The sequence below is a fragment of the Bacillus sp. Nf3 genome, from assembly GCF_003028545.1.
Taxonomy (GTDB): domain Bacteria; phylum Bacillota; class Bacilli; order Bacillales; family Bacillaceae; genus Bacillus; species Bacillus safensis.
Genome location: NZ_PYUA01000012.1, coordinates 15,638 through 34,382, shown reverse-complemented (window position 1 = coordinate 34,382; position 18,745 = coordinate 15,638). Strand labels below are relative to the sequence as shown.

The 18,745-nt window shown below is 42.5% G+C and carries 17 protein-coding genes and 2 tRNA genes; all 19 read left to right on the top strand.

All coding sequences use genetic code 11. The annotated features are described in order from the left end of the window. The first annotated feature begins 24 nt into the window (after positions 1–24). Positions 25–1,395 carry a bifunctional UDP-N-acetylglucosamine diphosphorylase/glucosamine-1-phosphate N-acetyltransferase GlmU gene (gene glmU, locus C9414_RS18690; RefSeq protein WP_047203889.1) on the top strand — a complete coding sequence of 457 codons (1,371 nt, stop codon included), beginning with the start codon at positions 25–27 and terminating at the stop codon, positions 1,393–1,395. 22 nt (positions 1,396–1,417) lie between these two features. Continuing rightward, a complete protein-coding gene (locus C9414_RS18685; RefSeq protein WP_024425641.1) occupies positions 1,418–2,371 on the top strand; it encodes a ribose-phosphate diphosphokinase in 954 nt (317 codons plus the stop codon). Between the two features lie 137 nt (positions 2,372–2,508). Continuing rightward, positions 2,509–3,135 carry a 50S ribosomal protein L25/general stress protein Ctc gene (locus C9414_RS18680; RefSeq protein WP_039175914.1) on the top strand — a complete coding sequence of 209 codons (627 nt, stop codon included), beginning with the start codon at positions 2,509–2,511 and terminating at the stop codon, positions 3,133–3,135. 139 nt (positions 3,136–3,274) lie between these two features. After that, positions 3,275–3,841 carry an aminoacyl-tRNA hydrolase gene (gene pth / locus C9414_RS18675; RefSeq protein ID WP_024425643.1) on the top strand — a complete coding sequence of 189 codons (567 nt, stop codon included), beginning with the start codon at positions 3,275–3,277 and terminating at the stop codon, positions 3,839–3,841. A gap of 55 nt (positions 3,842–3,896) precedes the next feature. Next, positions 3,897–4,127 (top strand): anti-sigma-F factor Fin, encoded by a 231-nt coding sequence (gene fin / locus C9414_RS18670; RefSeq protein ID WP_003217967.1) that lies wholly within the window; start codon positions 3,897–3,899, stop codon positions 4,125–4,127. A gap of 68 nt (positions 4,128–4,195) precedes the next feature. Next, positions 4,196–7,729: a transcription-repair coupling factor gene (gene mfd / locus C9414_RS18665; protein WP_039175917.1), complete on the top strand. Its 3,534-nt coding sequence runs from the start codon at positions 4,196–4,198 to the stop codon at positions 7,727–7,729. A gap of 139 nt (positions 7,730–7,868) precedes the next feature. Continuing rightward, positions 7,869–8,405: a stage V sporulation protein T gene (spoVT, locus tag C9414_RS18660; protein ID WP_003217990.1), complete on the top strand. Its 537-nt coding sequence runs from the start codon at positions 7,869–7,871 to the stop codon at positions 8,403–8,405. Positions 8,406–8,595: 190 nt separating this feature from the next. Beyond that, entirely contained in the window at positions 8,596–10,200 is a 1,605-nt protein-coding gene (locus tag C9414_RS18655; RefSeq protein ID WP_107164250.1) for a putative polysaccharide biosynthesis protein, read from the top strand. After that, on the top strand, positions 10,190–11,674 hold the full coding sequence (yabN, locus tag C9414_RS18650; RefSeq protein WP_107164249.1) for a bifunctional methyltransferase/pyrophosphohydrolase YabN: 1,485 nt from the start codon (positions 10,190–10,192) through the stop codon (positions 11,672–11,674). Before C9414_RS18655 ends, yabN begins: the two co-directional genes overlap by 11 nt. Further along, entirely contained in the window at positions 11,671–11,931 is a 261-nt protein-coding gene (locus tag C9414_RS18645; protein WP_008341839.1) for an RNA-binding S4 domain-containing protein, read from the top strand. Before yabN ends, C9414_RS18645 begins: the two co-directional genes overlap by 4 nt. Before the next feature lie 73 nt (positions 11,932–12,004). Continuing rightward, positions 12,005–12,313: a sporulation protein YabP gene (yabP, locus tag C9414_RS18640; RefSeq protein WP_024425646.1), complete on the top strand. Its 309-nt coding sequence runs from the start codon at positions 12,005–12,007 to the stop codon at positions 12,311–12,313. Further along, a complete protein-coding gene (gene yabQ / locus C9414_RS18635; protein WP_039175923.1) occupies positions 12,310–12,948 on the top strand; it encodes a spore cortex biosynthesis protein YabQ in 639 nt (212 codons plus the stop codon). The genes yabP and yabQ overlap by 4 nt, the downstream gene beginning before the upstream one ends. A gap of 18 nt (positions 12,949–12,966) precedes the next feature. Then, the gene (locus C9414_RS18630) at positions 12,967–13,341 is read left to right on the top strand and encodes an FtsB family cell division protein (RefSeq protein WP_003217952.1); all 375 of its coding nucleotides are present in this window, start codon (positions 12,967–12,969) and stop codon (positions 13,339–13,341) included. A gap of 82 nt (positions 13,342–13,423) precedes the next feature. Further along, entirely contained in the window at positions 13,424–13,819 is a 396-nt protein-coding gene (locus C9414_RS18625; RefSeq protein WP_008357409.1) for a S1 domain-containing RNA-binding protein, read from the top strand. 177 nt (positions 13,820–13,996) lie between these two features. Beyond that, positions 13,997–14,070: transfer RNA gene (locus tag C9414_RS18620), tRNA-Met, on the top strand. Between the two features lie 25 nt (positions 14,071–14,095). Beyond that, positions 14,096–14,167 (top strand) — tRNA-Glu (locus tag C9414_RS18615). A gap of 203 nt (positions 14,168–14,370) precedes the next feature. Further along, positions 14,371–16,854 carry a stage II sporulation protein E gene (gene spoIIE / locus C9414_RS18610; protein ID WP_107164248.1) on the top strand — a complete coding sequence of 828 codons (2,484 nt, stop codon included), beginning with the start codon at positions 14,371–14,373 and terminating at the stop codon, positions 16,852–16,854. 76 nt (positions 16,855–16,930) lie between these two features. Further along, entirely contained in the window at positions 16,931–17,668 is a 738-nt protein-coding gene (locus C9414_RS18605) for a vWA domain-containing protein (RefSeq protein ID WP_034325063.1), read from the top strand. Beyond that, complete coding sequence (locus C9414_RS18600; RefSeq protein WP_107164255.1) at positions 17,652–18,659, top strand: serine/threonine protein kinase; 1,008 nt, start codon at positions 17,652–17,654, stop codon at positions 18,657–18,659. The genes C9414_RS18605 and C9414_RS18600 overlap by 17 nt, the downstream gene beginning before the upstream one ends. Positions 18,660–18,745 lie beyond the last annotated feature (86 nt).

Below are 18,745 nucleotides of genomic sequence, written 5' to 3'. Positions count from 1 at the left end.
AATAGGGATATTGGAGGCCAATCAATGGATAAGCGGTTCGCAGTGATTTTAGCAGCGGGAAAAGGGACGAGAATGAAGTCGAAGCTATATAAAGTACTTCATCCAGTTTGCGGAAAACCAATGGTCGAGCATGTGGCAGATGAAGCGTTAAAGCTTTCTTTAGCCAAGCTAGTGACGATTGTCGGTCATGGAGCAGAGGACGTCAAAGAGCAGCTTGGAGACAGAAGTGAGTATGCACTTCAAGAAGAACAGCTGGGAACAGCTCATGCCGTCAAACAAGCAAAGTCGTTCCTCGCGCAGGAAAAGGGAACAACCATTGTCATTTGTGGTGATACGCCATTATTGACAGCGGAAACAATGGAAGCCATGTTAAGCGAGCATCAAAAACATCAAGCGAAAGTCACTATTTTAACAGCACATGCGGACGATCCGACAGGCTATGGCCGAATTATTCGTGACGAAACAGGTGCTGTCGTAAAAATTGTGGAGCATAAAGATGCGAACGATGCAGAGCGTCAAGTGAATGAAATTAATACAGGGACTTATTGCTTTTCAAATGAAGATCTCTTCCGTGTGATTGAGCAAGTGTCGAATGAAAATGCACAGGGTGAATACTACTTGCCAGACGTCATTGAAATTTTAAAAAATGAAGGGCAAACAGTTGCAGCTTATCAAACACCGCATTTTGAAGAAACACTTGGAGTTAATGACCGTATCGCTCTATCACAAGCAGAGCAATTCATGAAGCGACGTATTAATCATCAGCATATGAAGAATGGTGTGACCTTGATTGATCCTGAGAACACGTATATTTCGCCAGATGCTGTCATCGGTGAAGATACAGTTATTTATCCTGGGACGGTCATCAAAGGGAATGTAAAAATCGGTGCAGACGCCACTATTGGGCCAAACACTGAAATTGTTGACAGCATCGTCGGAGATCGAACAGTCATTAAGCAATCTGTCGTCTGCGATAGTGAGGTTGGAGTTGATGTGACAATTGGACCGTTTGCTCATATTCGCCCGTTGTCGAAAATTGGCGATGAAGTGAAAATCGGGAATTTTGTCGAAATCAAGAAAACAGTTTTCGGAGACCGCAGCAAAGCATCTCATTTAAGCTACATTGGAGACGCAGAGGTCGGAACTGATGTAAATCTTGGCTGTGGTTCCATTACAGTCAACTATGATGGGAAAAACAAATTCTTAACGAAGATTGAAGACGGCGCCTTTATTGGTTGTAATTCAAATCTCGTTGCACCAGTCACTGTCGGAAAAGGGGCATATGTTGCAGCCGGTTCAACAGTTACAGAAGATGTACCGCAGGATGCATTGTCTATTGCTAGAGCAAGACAAGTCAATAAAGAAGATTATGTGAAAAATATTCATAAAAAATAATCCAAATACCCGGAGGTTTACCATGTCTAATCGTTATGCTGATGCGAATTTAAAGATATTCTCTTTGAATTCAAACCCTGAACTTGCCAAAGAAATTGCCGATCGTATCGGAGTTGATGTAGGAAAGAGCTCTGTTAAACGTTTTAGTGACGGTGAAGTCCAAATCAATATTGAAGAAAGTATCCGCGGCTGTGATTGTTATGTCATTCAATCAACAAGTGCGCCAGTCAATGAGCATATTATGGAACTGCTCATTATGGTGGATGCGCTAAAACGCGCTTCTGCGAAAACTGTCAATATTGTGATCCCTTATTACGGATATGCACGTCAAGATCGTAAGGCAAAACCTCGTGAGCCAATCACTGCGAAGCTTTTTGCAAACTTGCTTGAAACAGCAGGTGCTACACGTGTTATTGCACTTGATCTTCATGCGCCGCAAATCCAAGGTTTCTTTGATATTCCAATCGATAACTTAATGGCTGTGCCAATCTTAACAAACTATTTCGAACAGAAGAACTTGAATGATATCGTTGTTGTGTCTCCTGACCACGGTGGTGTGACGCGTGCGCGTAAAATGGCAGACCGCCTGAAAGCGCCAATCGCAATTATCGACAAACGCCGTCCAAAGCCAAACGTTGCTGAAGTCATGAACATTATTGGTAACATTGAAGGCAAAACAGCTATTTTGATTGATGATATCATTGATACAGCTGGTACCATTACACTTGCAGCAAATGCGCTAGTCGAAAATGGAGCAGCTGAAGTCTATGCTTGCTGTACGCACCCAGTATTGTCTGGACCAGCAGTAGAACGCATCACAAACTCTAAAATTAAAGAATTAGTTGTGACAAACAGTATTCAATTAACTGATGACAAGAAAGTTGGAAAATTCATTCCGCTTTCAGTTGGGCCTTTGCTTGCAGAAGCCATCATCCGTGTACATGAAGAAGAATCTGTGAGCTACCTTTTCAGCTAATTTTATTATGGAAAAGGCCCTAGGCATCAGCTTAGGGTCTTTTTGCTTTCATCAATCACAGGCAAACATGTTTAAAATGATTCGGTTATGGGTAATTATGAGAGTAGTGACAAAAAAGAAATAGGATGGTGCTGAATATGGCAACTTTAAAAGCAAATAAAAGAACTGATTTCAAACGTTCCACACTGCAAAAAATCCGTCATTCAGGACACGTTCCTGGTGTCATATACGGAAAAAATACAGACAGCCTGGCTGTTTCATTAGACAGCATCGACTTATTAAAAACCTTACGTGATGAAGGGAAGAATACAATCATTACCTTAGACGTGGGTGGTGAAACGAAATCTGTGATGGTGACAGAGTTACAAACAGATCCGCTGAAAAACGAACTTGTCCATGCTGATTTCCAAGTCGTTGACTTACAGCGTGAAATTGACGCGGATGTACCAGTGCAGCTGATTGGCGAGTCTAAAGGGGTAAAAGATGGTGGTGTGCTTCAGCAGCCACTATTTGAACTATCTGTTACAGCGAAACCAAAAGATATCCCGCAGAATATTGAAGCTGATATTACAAACTTAGAAGTCAATGATGTCTTAACAGTTGCTGATCTGCCTGTTCAGTCATCTTATCAAATCAATAACGATCCAGAAGAAGTCGTTGCATCCATTCTGCCGCCTCAGCAATCAGAGGTTCCTGAGCCAGATAGCGAAGAGGAGCCGCAAGAGCCTGAGGCTATTAAAGAAAAGGATGACGATGGAGAATAACTGGTCATTTAGAGACGTAACCCTCCCGCGGTTGCGTCTTTTGTGCTAGAATGAAAAGAATTCATACGTTTTACATGAGGCAATCTGATTGGCTCATTTTTTAGGCGTGTGCTGTGTGACAAAGGAGGTTATTGGTTTCATGATTGCATTCGTTGGATTGGGTAATCCAGGAAAAGAATATGAAAAAACAAGACATAATGTCGGGTTTATGACAATAGATGAACTATCGAAAAAATGGGACATTCCTTTAAATCAATCAAAATTCCATGGACAATTTGGAACTGGGTTTGTTTCGGGGCAAAAGGTTCTACTTGTAAAGCCGCTTACATATATGAACTTATCAGGAGAATGTGTGCGTCCGCTGATGGACTATTACGATATTCCCCTTGAACATTTGAAAGTGATCTATGATGATCTTGATTTGCCAACTGGCCGAATTCGCTTACGTACAAAAGGAAGTGCAGGCGGGCATAATGGAATCAAATCATTGATTCAACATTTAGGTTCACCTGAATTTGACCGATTCCGTATCGGCATTGGACGTCCTCAAAACGGCATGAAGGTCGTTGATTACGTACTAGGACGTTTCTCAGAAGAGGAACAGCCTGATATCGCATCAGCCATTCAATCGTCTGTCGAGGCCTGTGAAGCAGCTTTAAAAAAGCCATTTTTAGAAGTGATGAATGATTTTAACAAGAAGGTATAAGAATGATAAGCAAAGCACATACTGATCATAAAATCTCAGCATGGGAGGATCACGTATGGCTTTGCATTATTACTGCCGCCACTGTGGTGTAAAGGTTGGCAGTCTAGATGAATCCGCTGTCCAAAGTGAAGCACTTGGATTTCATCACTTAACAAATGAGGAAAGAAACGATATGATTTCTTATAGGGAAAATGGTGATTTACATGTACAAACCATTTGTGAGGATTGCCAAGAGGCGCTCGAAAGAAATCCTGATTACCATCAGTATCATACTTTTATTCAATAAAAAAGCTTTGGTGTAGATATTAGACCAAAGCGTTTTTCTGTTTTAAACAAACAGGGAGGAGGAGCCAAATGAAAAACATACAATCATTTATCAAACAAAGTGATGATTTTCAGTCCATTTTTAATGGACTAAAGGAAGGGTTAAAAGAACAGCTGCTTGCCGGACTATCAGGCTCCGTCAGATCTTTATTTACAGCCGCGATATCAGACGAACTGAAGCGGCCAATGTTTATTGTGACTCACAATTTATATCAGGCACAGAAGGTAACAGATGATTTAGCAAGTGTGATGCCGGATCGCTCGGTTCTTCTTTATCCTGTCAATGAACTTATCGCTTCAGAAATTGCAGTGGCAAGCCCTGAGCTGAGAGCACAGCGTTTAGATGTCCTGAACCGGCTTGCGAATGGAGAAAATCCCATTATCGTCACTCCCGCTGCTGCGGTGCGCAGGATGCTTCCGCCAGTTGAGCTCTGGAAGGAGAGTCAGATCCATTTAAAGATCGGTGAAGAAATTGATTTGGAGGCGTTTTCAAAACAGCTCGTACAAATTGGTTATGACCGGACGTCGATGGTTGCAGCGCCCGGAGATTTTAGTGTGCGCGGAGGAATCATCGACATCTATGCGTTAACGGAAGATCATCCAATCCGTATTGAACTGTTTGATACAGAAGTAGACTCGATTCGAACGTTTCATTCAGATACACAGCGTTCATTAGAAACCCTTCAAGAAATCAAAATAGGTCCTGCAAAAGAGCTGATTGTGAGAGGTCCTGAACGAGTGAGAGCCATTGAACAGCTTGATCAAGGGCTGGCGAAGAGCTTAAAGAAATTCAACTCAGATCAGCAAAAAGAGCTGCTTCATCAAAATATTTCTGCTGACCGCGAGAAGCTGCTAGAAGGCATCGTGACACAGGAAATGACGAAGTACCTAGCCTATTTCTATGAAAAGCCTGCTAGTTTGCTAGATTACACATCGCAGGATACGATTATTATTTTAGATGAAATCAGCAGAATTCAGGAGATGGAAGAACAGCTTGAACAGGAAGAAGCCGATTGGACAATTAGTCTGCTTGAAGAAGGGAACATTCTTCATGATTTATCTCTTTCTTTCCCGTTCCAAGAACTGATCAATCAGCAATCAAGGTCCATTCTGTACTACTCCTTGTTCCTGAGACATGTCCAGCAGACAAATCCGCAAAATATCGTCAATGTATCTAGTAAGCAAATGCAGAATTTCCACGGGCAGATGAATGTGCTGGCGAGTGAAATTGAACGCTATAAAAAACAGCAGTACACAGTTGTCTTCTTAGGTGCGGATGAAGAGCGGACAGAAAAGCTATCGTCTGTTCTGCATGATTATGACATTGAAGCTGCTCTTGCTAAACCGGACGCTGAGCTTGTGAGCGGACAGGTGTATATTTTACAAGGTGAGCTGCAAACAGGCTTTGAACTGCCGTTATCAAAAATTGCTGTGATCACAGAAGGTGAACTCTTCAAGAAACGTGTGAAAAAGCAGGCACGTAAGCAAAAGCTGACCAATGCAGAGCGAATCAAGAGCTATTCAGAGCTTCAAGTCGGCGATTATGTGGTGCACATTAACCACGGGATCGGTAAATATTTAGGAATTGAAACGCTTGAAATTGGCGGCATTCATAAAGATTATTTAAATATTCATTATCAAGGAAGCGACAAGCTTTATGTACCGGTTGAACAAATTGATCAGGTGCAGAAATATGTAGGATCAGAAGGTAAAGAACCAAAGCTGTACAAACTTGGCGGCAGCGATTGGAAACGTGTAAAGAAAAAAGTTGAAACATCCGTACAGGACATCGCAGATGATCTGATTAAGCTGTACGCAGAACGCGAGGCTAGCAAAGGATATGCCTTCTCGCCTGACCATGAGATGCAGCGCCAGTTTGAATCTGCGTTCCCTTACCAGGAAACAGATGATCAAATCCGTTCGATTCACGAAATTAAGCAGGATATGGAGCGGGAACGTCCAATGGACCGTCTGCTTTGTGGAGATGTGGGCTACGGAAAAACAGAGGTGGCTATTCGTGCGGCCTTCAAAGCGATTGCTGACGGGAAGCAGGTAGCCCTGCTAGTTCCGACAACTATCTTAGCGCAGCAGCATTTTGATACAATCATGGACCGATTCCAAGACTACCCTGTCAAAATCGCGCAGCTGAGCCGTTTCCGTACAAGAAAAGAAACAACTGAAACGTTAAAAGGGCTGAAAAACGGGACGATTGATATGGTCATCGGCACACACCGTCTTCTTTCAAAAGATATCGTCTACAAGGATTTAGGGCTGTTGATCATTGATGAGGAACAGCGTTTTGGTGTGACGCATAAAGAGAAAATTAAGCAGATGAAAGCCAATATCGATGTACTGACATTAACGGCTACGCCAATTCCGCGTACGCTTCATATGTCCATGCTTGGCGTGCGGGATTTATCGGTTATTGAAACACCGCCTGAAAACCGATTCCCTGTTCAAACCTATGTGGTTGAGTACAACGGCGCTTTAGTCAGAGAAGCAATTGAGCGAGAATTAGCACGCGGCGGTCAAGTGTACTTCCTTTACAACCGTGTTGAAGATATCGAACGAAAAGCAGACGAAATCTCTATGCTAGTCCCAGACGCAAAAGTTAGTTATGCGCACGGGAAAATGAGTGAGAACGAGCTGGAATCAGTGATGATTAATTTCCTTGAAGGTGAATCTGATGTATTGGTCAGTACCACCATCATTGAAACGGGAGTCGATATTCCAAATGTGAACACGCTCATCGTCCACGATGCAGATAAAATGGGGCTTTCTCAGCTGTACCAGCTAAGAGGACGAGTAGGCCGCTCGAATCGTGTCGCATATGCTTATTTCACATATCGAAAAGATAAAGTTCTTTCTGAAGTTGCAGAGAAAAGACTTCAAGCCATTAAAGAATTCACAGAGCTTGGATCTGGGTTTAAAATTGCGATGCGTGATTTAACGATTCGAGGAGCAGGGAACTTACTTGGGGCTCAGCAGCATGGCTTCATTGATTCGGTTGGATTCGACCTCTATTCTCAAATGCTGAAAGAAGCCATTGAGGAAAGAAGAGGCGATACAACGGCTCAAGATAAATTCGAGCCAGAAATTGATCTGCAAATTGATGCGTACATCCCAGACACTTATATTTCGGATGGCAAGCAGAAGATTGAGATGTATAAACAGTTCAGAGCAATTGGATCGATTGAAGAGCGAAAAGAGCTTCAGGATGAAATGATCGACCGATTTGGTGAATATCCGCAAGAAGTGGCAGACTTGTTTACGATTGCGACAATGAAGGTGTACGCTGTCCAGGAACGTGTCGAGCTGATCAAGATGGAGAAAGGCATTGTCAGAATGACCCTTGATGAGCAAGCAAGCAGTGAAATCGACGGTCAAAAATTATTTGAGCTTGGCAGTAAATATGGACGTGAAATTGGGTTGGGAATGGAAGGCAGCAAGCTGATTATTTCTGTCCAAACGAAAGGCAAGAAAACGGAGGAATGGCTTGAGGTTGTTCTTAATATGCTTCGAGGCCTTCAAGATGTGAAAAAAGAAACCATTCCATCTTCATAAAATTTTGTTTGTCTCTCGTGTATATTACGTTTGATGTGACGGATACTAAACTCAGGGTCAAGTGGTGAATGTTGCATAAAGTGGACGCTTTTGTTCCATTCACCCAACACATCATCAAACGAAAGAGAGGCAGCAGTGAATGAAAGCAACTGGAATTGTACGCCGTATCGATGATCTAGGTAGAGTGGTTATTCCAAAGGAGATTCGCAGAACATTGCGCATCCGGGAAGGAGATCCGCTTGAGATTTTCGTCGACCGCGATGGAGAAGTGATTTTGAAGAAGTATTCGCCGATTAGTGAGCTAGGAGACTTTGCGAAGGAATATGCTGATGCATTATTCGACAGTTTGGGTCATTCCATCCTGATCTGTGATCGAGATACGTATATTGCTGTATCCGGCAGTTCGAAAAAAGAGTACTTAAACAAATCCATCAGTGATTTACTTGAACGAACAATGGATCAGCGTAATTCTGTCTTAGAAGAAAGCAAAAAAGAAATTCAACTTGTCGATGGTATTGATGATGACGTATCTGCTTATACCATTGCACCTATTGTTGCAAACGGAGATCCGATTGGCGCCGTCGTCTTATTTTCTAAAGAGCGTTCAATGGGAGAAGTGGAGCATAAAGCGGCAGAAACGGCAGCTGGCTTCTTAGCCCGTCAAATGGAACATTAGGTCTAATAACTCTATATCATTTTGATAAAACGAAAAAATGCCGATGAAATCATTTGATTTTGTCGGTTTTTTATATGGGATGAAACAAATCGGGACATGTGCCGTCTACTCCTTAGAAAGAAACGGCTTTTCATTCACGTATGATATAATGAGTTCGTTTAACTGTAGATCTATTTTAAAGGAGTCATCCATGAAAAATGCTGTGAATCAGCCGCATTGGCTTTTCCAGGGTGCGGTAATTTTGACCATCGCAGGCTTGTTATCAAAGGTACTAAGTGCCGTTTACCGTGTCCCGTTTCAAAACATCGTAGGGGACACAGGGTTTTATATTTATCAGCAGGTATATCCTTTCCTTGGTATTGCCATCATGCTTGGTACAACAGGTTTTCCTGTCATGGTGTCCAAGCTTCTGAGTGAGCATGGGGAAGAGAATCGGCGGATCATTACAAGGGTATCCTTGGTATATATCACTTTACTGAGCTTGGTCTTATTTCTTTGTCTTTACATAGGAGCAGGCACAATGGCGACCCTTATGGCAGATAGTCAATTAATTCTGCTCATCCAGATGAGTGCTTTTGTGTTTCTATTTCTGCCGCTCACTGTGATGCTGAGGGGAGTTTTTCAGAGTGACGGTCTGATGCTTCCAACGGCTGTTTCTCAGTTGATAGAGCAGCTCATTAGGGTAGGCGTACTGCTTGTTTTATCTTTTTATTTCGTGAGGCACGGCTATTCGCTTTATGAAACAGGGGCGGGCGCGGTGTTCTCTTCTATCGCAGGAAGTGCGGCGTCGCTCATTTTGCTTCTTTTCCTTTGGTTGACCTATCGAAAACAGTCTGCTGCAAGTATGTCAGGCAAACAGGCGACACTTCGAAAAAAAGATATTTTGAAGAGTTTGGTGCTGTATACATTGACGATTTGTGTCAGCGGCTTGCTTATTTTATGGATGCAAATGATTGATGCTTTTCATCTGTATGCGTTGCTGCGCAGTGAGGGTCTCAGTGAAGCGGCGGCAAAGGCGGCAAAAGGTGTGTATGACCGAGGTCAGCCGTTCTTGCAGCTAGGGACGGTGTTTGCCATCAGCATCGGAACCTCTCTTGTGCCATTTTTATCGGCAGCCATGAGAAATGGGGAGCATGAAACGATACGGCAAAAAGTGCGGTCATCGGTTAAGACCACGTCGGTATTAGGGATTGGGTCAGCTGTTGGGCTGATTTGTATTTTATCACCAGTAAATACAATGCTTTTTCGTAATGATTTAGGCACAGATGCCCTGCAAATATTCTGTATATCGATTGCGTTTACGTCGATTGCCATTACGCAGGCGGCTTTACTGCAAGGGCTCGGACATACTGTGTATCCCGCTGTTGTGGTGATCATCAGCGTGCTGGTGAAATGGATTCTAACGATTGCGCTTGTTCCGTTATTTGGCATCCACGGTGCCGCATGGTCAACTGTATGTGGTTTTCTCACAGCAGCCGTGCTCAATGCCGTTTATTTGAAGCATAAAGGATGGATTTCATTGAGAGAGCTATTCCCAGTGAAAATTCTTTTATCAGCCGCCTTCATGGCTGTGGTCTTAATGGGATATCAGGCTTTGTTTTCCTGGGTGATCCCTTTCGAAAAACGTCCGTTTTCCGTTTTAGAGAGCCTGACATCAGTTTTTATTGGTGGTTTCGCCTTTTTATATAGTATTCTTAAGCTAGAAGTATTCACGGTAGAGGAATGGAGACTCATTCCATTAGGAAAAAAGGTTTTATATTTTAAACAGATGAGAGGGAATCAAAATGGCAGGTAAGATTACCGTCGTCGGTCTCGGGGCAGGCGACATGGATCAGCTGACGCTCGGTGTATATAAGCAGCTGAAGCAGGCGAAAGAAGTATATATGAGAACGCAGGATCATCCGCTTACCGCAGAGTTAATGCAGGAGGTCCCATCTCTCACCTTCTTTGATGAAATTTATGAAAAGCACGATCAGTTTGATCAGGTGTATCAGGAAATTACCGAAATATTATTTGCAGAGGCAGCGGAAAAAGACATTGTGTACGCAGTACCTGGTCATCCATTTGTGGCAGAAAAGACCGTACAGCTGCTTGTCGCCGGGCAGAAAGAGAGCGGGATTGAGGTGTCTGTCGCTGGTGGACAAAGCTTTTTAGATGCGACATTCAACTCCTTGCAGATTGACCCCATCGAAGGATTACAATTCGTTGATGCTGGGGATATGAGAGCGGATGATCTGAAATTAACCCAGCACGTCCTGATTTGTCAGGTATATGATCAGATGACAGCATCGAATGTGAAGCTCACGCTGATGGAAAAGCTCCCTGACGATTATGAAGTTTATATTGTGACTGCAGCTGGAAGCAGTCAGGAACAGATTACTGCCGTTCCTTTATTTGAACTTGATCGAGATGTGTCGATAAATAACTTAACAAGTGTTTATGTTCCTCCGATTCAAGAAGAACAGCTGCTTTATCAACAATTTGACACCTTCCGTGACGTCATACGTACATTAAGAGGTCCGGGCGGCTGTCCATGGGATCAAAAACAAACCAATGAGTCACTCAAACCATATTTAATTGAAGAATGCTATGAGCTGCTTGAAGCGATAGATGAAGATGACCCAGATCATATGGTGGAAGAGCTCGGCGATGTGCTGCTGCAGGTATTACTTCACGCTCAAATAGGCGAAGATGACGGTTATTTCTCAATCGATGACGTCATTCAGCATGTCACAGAAAAAATGATTCGGCGACACCCCCATGTGTTTGGTGACACGAATGTTTCTGAGGCAGCAGATGTGGTGGCCAACTGGGAAAAAATCAAGCAGCAGGAGAAGCCAGAGCGGACCGGTTCTATTTTGCAATCGATTCCGGCGACACTTCCAGCACTAACAAAGGCATATAAGCTCCAAAAGAAAGCCGCCAAGGTAGGCTTTGATTGGACAGATGTTCAAGATATTTGGAACAAATACGAAGAAGAAAAGCAGGAATTTCTCGTTGAAGTGGCAGAGAAGACAGACGAAGGTGCAACGAAGCAGATGAAAGATGAATTTGGAGATCTTTTGTTTGTTCTCGTCAATATTGGACGGTTCTATCACCTAGAGCCTGAAACGGCGCTCGCTTCTGCCAACACAAAATTCATGCGGCGTTTTCAGCATATCGAACAAAAAGCAAAGGACATGGGACGTTCATTAGATGACTTAACGCTAGAGGAAATGGACGATCTCTGGAACGATGCGAAACGTATAGAAAGAGGTGAACATACATGAGACTAGATAAGTTTTTAAAAGTGTCCCGTTTAATTAAAAGAAGAACATTGGCAAAAGAAGTAGCTGATCAAGGCAGAATTTCTATTAACGGAACACAGGCGAAAGCAAGCTCTGACGTGAAAGAAGGAGATGAGCTGCAAATCCGCTTTGGTCAAAAACTAGTGACTGTTCAAGTCAACGAGTTAAAGGACACGACGAAAAAAGAAGAAGCGGCTGGCATGTATACTGTGCTAAAAGAAGAAAAAACAGCAGAATAGGGCTTGTTCTAAATGACCCTCTTATCACATACAATGCAGTAACATGCAAGTATGAGATATGGGGGATGTATAAATGAATCAATATTATAATCAACCTCAAGGCACGAAGCTGTCATCAGACGCTGAGCACAATGTCACAATGCGAAACAGAAAGCATTTAGATATCACTGGTGTCAAACAAGTGGAAAGCTTTGATAGTGAGGAATTTCTGCTAGAGACGGTCATGGGGATTCTCGCCATCCGCGGAGAAAATCTGCAAATGAAGAATCTAGACGTCGAAAAGGGCGTTGTGTCGATCAAAGGGCGTGTCTTTGATTTAATCTATGTTGATGAGCAGCACGGGGAGAAAGCTAAAGGATTTTTTAGCAAGCTGTTTAAATGACGCTGACAGTCCAGTTTTATACGATGCTTTCCATGGCGGCGATGGGCATCTGGCTGGGCGCATCGCTTGATACGTACAAGCTGTTTGTGAACCGGGAAAAAACAGCAAAATGGCTTTTGGCTATACACGATCTCCTTTTTTGGATGGTGCAGGGTCTCTTATTCTTTTACGTCCTGCTGCTGACAAATGAGGGAGAATTCAGGCTTTATATTTTTCTAGCCGTTGCTCTAGGTTTCTCGATGTATCAGGCATTGATGAAACAGCTGTATCTCAAGATTCTCAAGTTTATCATGATGTGTGTATATCAGACCGTTCTCTTCCTGAAAAGGCTGGTCATGTCGATTGTCTTCCAGCCGATCCGCTGGATGATCACATTGGTCATAAGTGCTATTCTGTTCTTGCTCCACTCGCTCTTACGTCTAGTTCGTTTTACGTTTCGGCTCGTGTGGAAGGTGCTGTCGATTGTTTGTTATCCGCTCATCTGGTTACTCAATGTGACCATTATTCATCGGATTCCCGAAAAATGGCGAACATCAATGAGATTGTTTTTCTCAAAAGGAGCAGGAATTTTACAAGGGGCCAAGAAATTATCTGGTACCATCAAAACGAAATGGAAACAATTCTGGACAAAGTAAGAGAGGAGGCCTTCAACCTTGAACAAGAGAAAAAGAAATATCGCACAAATTCAAAATGATTACCAAAAACAAATGGAACAGCAAGCACAGCGCTTAAAACGCAAACGTCGCGGACTCCTTAGAAGGCTTACCGTGTTTGGTGTGATCGTGCTCATGTTTGCTGTCTTGGTGACAAGTGCCCTCTGGTCGCAATCGTCTTCACTAAAGGAAAAAGAAGAGAAGAAGGTTGCGCTCGAAAAAGAGTTGAAGCAATTACAAACAAAGCAGGAAGATATTTCTGATGAAATTAAGAAGCTGAAAAGCAAGGAATACGTACTCGAACTGGCACGACGGGACTATTATATGTCCAAAAAAGGCGAAAAAATCTTTGATGTGGGCAATAAGAGCGATTAGCCTTGTTGACACTTAAAATTCAGTTTATGTATAATTGAACAAATGAGATTTTTTTATAAGTCTAAGGAGGAGCACTTTTTTTATGTCGATTGAAGTTGGCAGCAAGTTACAAGGGAAAGTTACGGGCATTACAAATTTTGGAGCTTTTGTGGAGTTGCCAGGCGGTTCAACTGGTCTCGTTCATATCAGTGAGGTAGCCGATAACTATGTAAAAGATATTAATGAGCATTTAAAAGTCGGTGAACAAGTTGAAGTGAAAGTGATTAACGTTGAAAAAGACGGTAAAATCGGCTTGTCCATTAAAAAAGCAAAAGATCGTCCTCAACAACAATCAAGACCAAGCAGAAATGATTTCCGTCCGAAGGAATCGTTTGAACAAAAAATGAACAAATTCTTAAAAGATAGCGAAGATCGCTTAACATCTTTAAAACGTAACACGGAATCAAAACGTGGGGGGCGCGGAGCAAGAAGAGGTTAACTTGTTGCTGCTTTCTATATATTTTTACAACAAAGCATCTGCTGTTCAGCAGGTGCTTTTTTTCATGACCTATCCTACATTTTTTGAGATTTCGTCATTTAATTTAAAACTTTCTATTGACGGACAAGCGAATCCTTTGTATTATAGTTCTTGTGCTTCTTAGCGCATTATCATTATGGCGGTGTAGCTCAGCTGGCTAGAGCGTACGGTTCATACCCGTGAGGTCGGGGGTTCGATCCCCTCCGCCGCTATCCTTTTAACTAGAACATAAAGCAAGGCCCGTTGGTCAAGCGGTTAAGACACCGCCCTTTCACGGCGGTAACACGGGTTCGAATCCCGTACGGGTCATCTTCGAAACAGCTTTCTATAGGAAAGCTGTTTTTTTGTGCTTTCGTAAAATTCTGATGAAAGACATCGACTTTCATGAAAGTATGCCTCTTTGACGAATAAAGCGTCGAACGTTTTATGGAAACGACAACTTCTTTTGACAAAATTTCTTTTTCACCTTCGCTATAATGACAAGCAACGAATATCAGGTGGGGGATGAGAAGATGGAAAAACTAGAAAGAAGAACTGATTTAACAGGAGCGGGGTTTGAAAGAATCAGTGCAGGGTTAAAAAAATTGAAAAACCTGTTTCTTCATCACACGCATTCTCTTTTTTTCTATAAAGGGTTTATTTATGTTGTTCTAGGCTTTTTATTGGGACGAGCCTTTATATTATCTGAAATTATGCCGTTTGCTCTGCCTTTCTTTGGTTCCATGCTGCTTATTAAAAGAGATAAGGCAATGCTTGCTTGTCTCGCTTTACTCGCTGGGGCGATGACGATATCACCTCAAAATGCATTGTTTGTGTTTGCATCGCTACTTATGTTTCTCCTTATGTCAAAGGTGGTTTCTTTCATCATTAAAGACCCAGTGAAAACATTACCGGTTGTCATTGTTCTCTCGATGCTGATCACCCGAGGAGCATTTGTTTACCTAGAGCAAGGTGCTGTGCAAAGCTATGATTACGTCATGGCGGGTGTCGAAGCAGGACTTGCCTTCATTTTGACACTGATTTTTCTTCAAAGCCTGCCGATTTTTACAGTCAGGAAAATTAAACACTCTTTAAAGGTCGAAGAAATTATTTGTTTTATGATTTTAATTGCCTCAGTTTTAACTGGACTTGCTGGGATCTCTTTTCAAGGGATGCAGGCAGAGCATATTTTGTCACGTTATGTAGTGCTGACCTTTGCTTTTATTGGCGGAGCCAGTATTGGTTGTACGGTCGGTGTCGTGACAGGATTAATTCTCGGTCTCGCCAACATTGGAAACCTTTATCAGATGAGTCTTCTTGCCTTTTCAGGTTTATTAGGCGGATTGCTGAAAGAAGGGAAGAAAGCAGGGGCGGCCATCGGCTTAATTGTGGGTTCCTTACTCATTTCACTGTATGGGGAAGGGTCAGCAGGTCTCATGACCACATTGTATGAATCACTTATAGCGGTTGCACTTTTTTTGCTCACGCCACAATCAGTCACCTCCAAGGTAGCGAAATACATTCCTGGTACGGTAGAACATGTACAAGAACAGCAGCAATATGCTCGGAAAGTACGAGACGTGACAGCAAAAAAGGTAGACCAATTCTCTAATGTATTTCATGCGCTGTCTGAGAGTTTTGCGACATTTTACGAATCCATTCCTGAAGAGAAGAAGCAGGAAGAGGATGTAGATCTTTTTTTAAGTACGATCACAGAACGATCCTGTCAAACGTGCTATAAGAAAAATAAATGCTGGGTGCAGAACTTTGATACAACCTATGAACTAATGAAACAAGTTATGCATGAATCTGATGAAAAAACGTATGAGCATAACCGAAAATTGAAAAAGAAATTTAGTCAGCACTGCTCAAAATCAAAACATGTCGAGGAATTGATTGAAGAGGAGATCGCTTACTATAAAGCCAACCAGACACTGAAGAAAAAAGTCCAAGACAGCAGGCGTCTTGTGGCTGAACAGCTGATGGGTGTCTCACAAGTGATGGAGGATTTTTCCCGGGAAATAAAACGAGAAAGAGAACAGCATTTTATTCAAGAAGAGCAGATGATAGAAGCGCTTCAGCACTTTGGTATTGAAATTCAGCAAGTAGAAATCTATAGCTTGGAGCAGGGAAATGTCGATATTGAAATGAGAATCCCATATTGCCAAGGGCATGGGGAATGTGAAAAAATCATTGCTCCAATGCTTTCAGATATTTTAGAAGAACAGATTTTAGTCAAAGCAGAGCAGTGTGCAGAGCATCCAACAGGCTATTGTCACGTTGTATTTGGCTCTGCCAAATCATATCGAGTGGCTACAGGCGTGGCACATGCAGCAAAAGGCGGAGGACTGGTATCTGGAGACAGCTACAGCATGATGGAGCTTGGAGCAGGCAAGTATGCCGCAGCTATTAGTGATGGAATGGGCAACGGAGCACGTGCTCATTTTGAAAGCAATGAGACGATTAAGCTGTTAGAAAAAATATTGGCGTCAGGTATCAATGAAAAAGTAGCGATTAAAACCATTAATAGTATTTTATCTTTACGAACGACGGACGAGATCTATTCAACATTGGATTTATCGATTATTGATTTACAGGATGCAAGCTGTAAGTTCCTGAAGATTGGTTCAACACCCAGCTTTATTAAACGGGGTGATCAGGTGATGAAGGTACAAGCAAGCAACTTGCCGATTGGCATTATTGATGAATTCGAAGTCGAGGTTGTGAGCGAACAGATGAAAGCAGGAGATCTCTTGATTATGATGAGTGACGGCATTTTTGAAGGGCCAAAGCATATTGAAAATCATGATCTGTGGGTGAAACGGAAAATGAAAAGCTTTAAAACAGAAGATCCACAAGAAATTGCTGATTTATTAATGGAAGAGGTCATTCGAACAAGAGCAGGCCAAATTGATGACGATATGACGGTTGTTGTCATCAGGCTCGACCACAACACACCAAAATGGGCTTCCATTCCGACAGGTACATTCTATCTTGAGAAACAAGAGATTTCTTAAAATATCGTATAATATGAATTTCTTCTGGCGATGATGGGGATATAGGCATTCAGTTACAATCCCAGGAGGAATGAAGATGCGAAAAGGTCACGTCAACCAAATCTTATTGATTACAGATGGCTGCTCAAATCACGGGGAAGATCCGCTTGCGATTGCCTCATTGGCAAAGGAACAAGGGATTACAGTCAATGTCATTGGCATTATGGAAGAAAACAGACACGATCATGAAGCGATGAAAGAAGTAGAGGGGATTGCTCTCGCAGGCGGAGGCATCCATCAAGTTGTCTACGTCCAGCAATTATCTCAAACAGTACAAATGGTCACGAAAAAAGCGATGACACAAACCTTACAAGGTGTTGTGAATAAAGAATTGCAGCAAATACTCGGCAAAGACACTGAAATTGAAGAGCTTCCACCTGATAAGCGCGGGGAAGTAATGGAGGTTGTTGATGAGTTAGGAGAGACGGTTCACCTTCAAGTACTCGTGCTTGTTGATACAAGTGCAAGTATGAAACCAAAGCTGCCGACTGTCAAAGAAGCACTTATCGACCTTTCCATCAGTTTAAATTCAAGAATTGGAGAAAATCAGTTTGGGATGTGTGTATTTCCCGGGAAAAACTCAGATGCTGAAATTGTGTTGAATTGGACGCCTCGATTCGATTCATTATCATCTATTTTTCCGAAACTGACCACTGGAGGAATCACCCCAACGGGACCAGCACTTCGGGAAGCACTTCAGCATTTCAAGTCAGTTCGCTCACGTAAAGGGCTACTTGAAGCAAAGGAAGAGCATGATGATGAATTCGGTTTCTAACATCCCGTTAGGCACGGTGATTCAAGGGAAATGGCACCACCATCATTACCGTATTGTAAAAGAGCTTGGAAAAGGGGCGAACGGTGTTGTCTATCTGGCCGAATCGCCACATGGGCAAGCGGCCCTTAAAGTGAGTGATGACAGTATGCTCATTGCATCTGAAGTCAATGTATTAAAATCCTTTTCAAAGGCTCCTGTGAAAACCATGGGGCCTTCTTTTTATGATATGGATGATGCGATTTATCCCGGTATGCCTCAAAAACGCTCCTTTTACGTGATGGAATATGTCAGAGGCCCATTACTGCTTGAATTTGTGAAACAAAAGGGTGATGAATGGATCGTTGTTTTGATGATTCAGCTTTTATCTAGCCTGGCTCATTTACATCAGGAAGGATGGATTTTTGGTGACTTAAAGCCTGATAATCTCATTGTTTCTGGTCCCCCGGCCACGATCCGGTGCATTGATGTGGGAGGAACGACAAAAGCGGGCAGGGCAATTAAGGAGTATACCGAGTTTTTTGATCGAGGCTATTGGGGATTCGGCTCACGAAAAGCTGAACCAGCTTATGATTTATTTGCCCTAGCCATGGTGATGGTTAACTGTGCGTATAAGAAAGAATTCAAAAAAGGGGCAGAACCAGAAAAGCAGCTTTATCGAGCCATTGAAGGACATCCTTTATTAAAGCGATATGAAAGGGTGTTAAAGGCTGCTTTACAAGGTAAATATCAATCAGCAGCAGACATGAAAAGTGCGATGCTGAAAGAAGGACAGCTGATTGAATCAAGAAAAACGCGCCAAAAGAAGCAACAGCAAAAAAACGCGCCAAAACCCGCTGTTAATCAAAATCAACAAGTGGCTTCACGATCGCGGGCTGCAGCAGCAAAAAGAACGTCAGTACGTAAAAAATCAGGCGGACTTTTTGAAACCATTCTTATCGTGTGCAGTGTACTCGCCCTTTACTGTGCATATGTGGTTTTGTTCCTGTTGTAGAGCTGTAAAAAAGCAGGCTTCTTCTTTGCTTGGAGCTACTGAAAGTGATAGGATATGTATATCTTTAAATTACCTGCTCTTTGTGA

What these genes read in the sequence shown, in the direction of transcription:
- yabN (WP_107164249.1), top strand. Translation starts at nt 10,190, where the DNA reads ATGGCAGGTAAGATTACCGTCGTCGGTCTCGGGGCAGGCGACATGGAT.
- C9414_RS18605 (WP_034325063.1), top strand. Translation starts at nt 16,931, where the DNA reads ATGCGAAAAGGTCACGTCAACCAAATCTTATTGATTACAGATGGCTGC.
- glmU (WP_047203889.1), top strand. Translation starts at nt 25, where the DNA reads ATGGATAAGCGGTTCGCAGTGATTTTAGCAGCGGGAAAAGGGACGAGA.
- spoVT (WP_003217990.1), top strand. Translation starts at nt 7,869, where the DNA reads ATGAAAGCAACTGGAATTGTACGCCGTATCGATGATCTAGGTAGAGTG.
- fin (WP_003217967.1), top strand. Translation starts at nt 3,897, where the DNA reads ATGGCTTTGCATTATTACTGCCGCCACTGTGGTGTAAAGGTTGGCAGT.
- C9414_RS18680 (WP_039175914.1), top strand. Translation starts at nt 2,509, where the DNA reads ATGGCAACTTTAAAAGCAAATAAAAGAACTGATTTCAAACGTTCCACA.
- C9414_RS18645 (WP_008341839.1), top strand. Translation starts at nt 11,671, where the DNA reads ATGAGACTAGATAAGTTTTTAAAAGTGTCCCGTTTAATTAAAAGAAGA.
- C9414_RS18685 (WP_024425641.1), top strand. Translation starts at nt 1,418, where the DNA reads ATGTCTAATCGTTATGCTGATGCGAATTTAAAGATATTCTCTTTGAAT.
- C9414_RS18655 (WP_107164250.1), top strand. Translation starts at nt 8,596, where the DNA reads ATGAAAAATGCTGTGAATCAGCCGCATTGGCTTTTCCAGGGTGCGGTA.
- mfd (WP_039175917.1), top strand. Translation starts at nt 4,196, where the DNA reads ATGAAAAACATACAATCATTTATCAAACAAAGTGATGATTTTCAGTCC.
- spoIIE (WP_107164248.1), top strand. Translation starts at nt 14,371, where the DNA reads ATGGAAAAACTAGAAAGAAGAACTGATTTAACAGGAGCGGGGTTTGAA.
- C9414_RS18600 (WP_107164255.1), top strand. Translation starts at nt 17,652, where the DNA reads ATGAATTCGGTTTCTAACATCCCGTTAGGCACGGTGATTCAAGGGAAA.
- yabQ (WP_039175923.1), top strand. Translation starts at nt 12,310, where the DNA reads ATGACGCTGACAGTCCAGTTTTATACGATGCTTTCCATGGCGGCGATG.
- C9414_RS18625 (WP_008357409.1), top strand. Translation starts at nt 13,424, where the DNA reads ATGTCGATTGAAGTTGGCAGCAAGTTACAAGGGAAAGTTACGGGCATT.
- yabP (WP_024425646.1), top strand. Translation starts at nt 12,005, where the DNA reads ATGAATCAATATTATAATCAACCTCAAGGCACGAAGCTGTCATCAGAC.
- pth (WP_024425643.1), top strand. Translation starts at nt 3,275, where the DNA reads ATGATTGCATTCGTTGGATTGGGTAATCCAGGAAAAGAATATGAAAAA.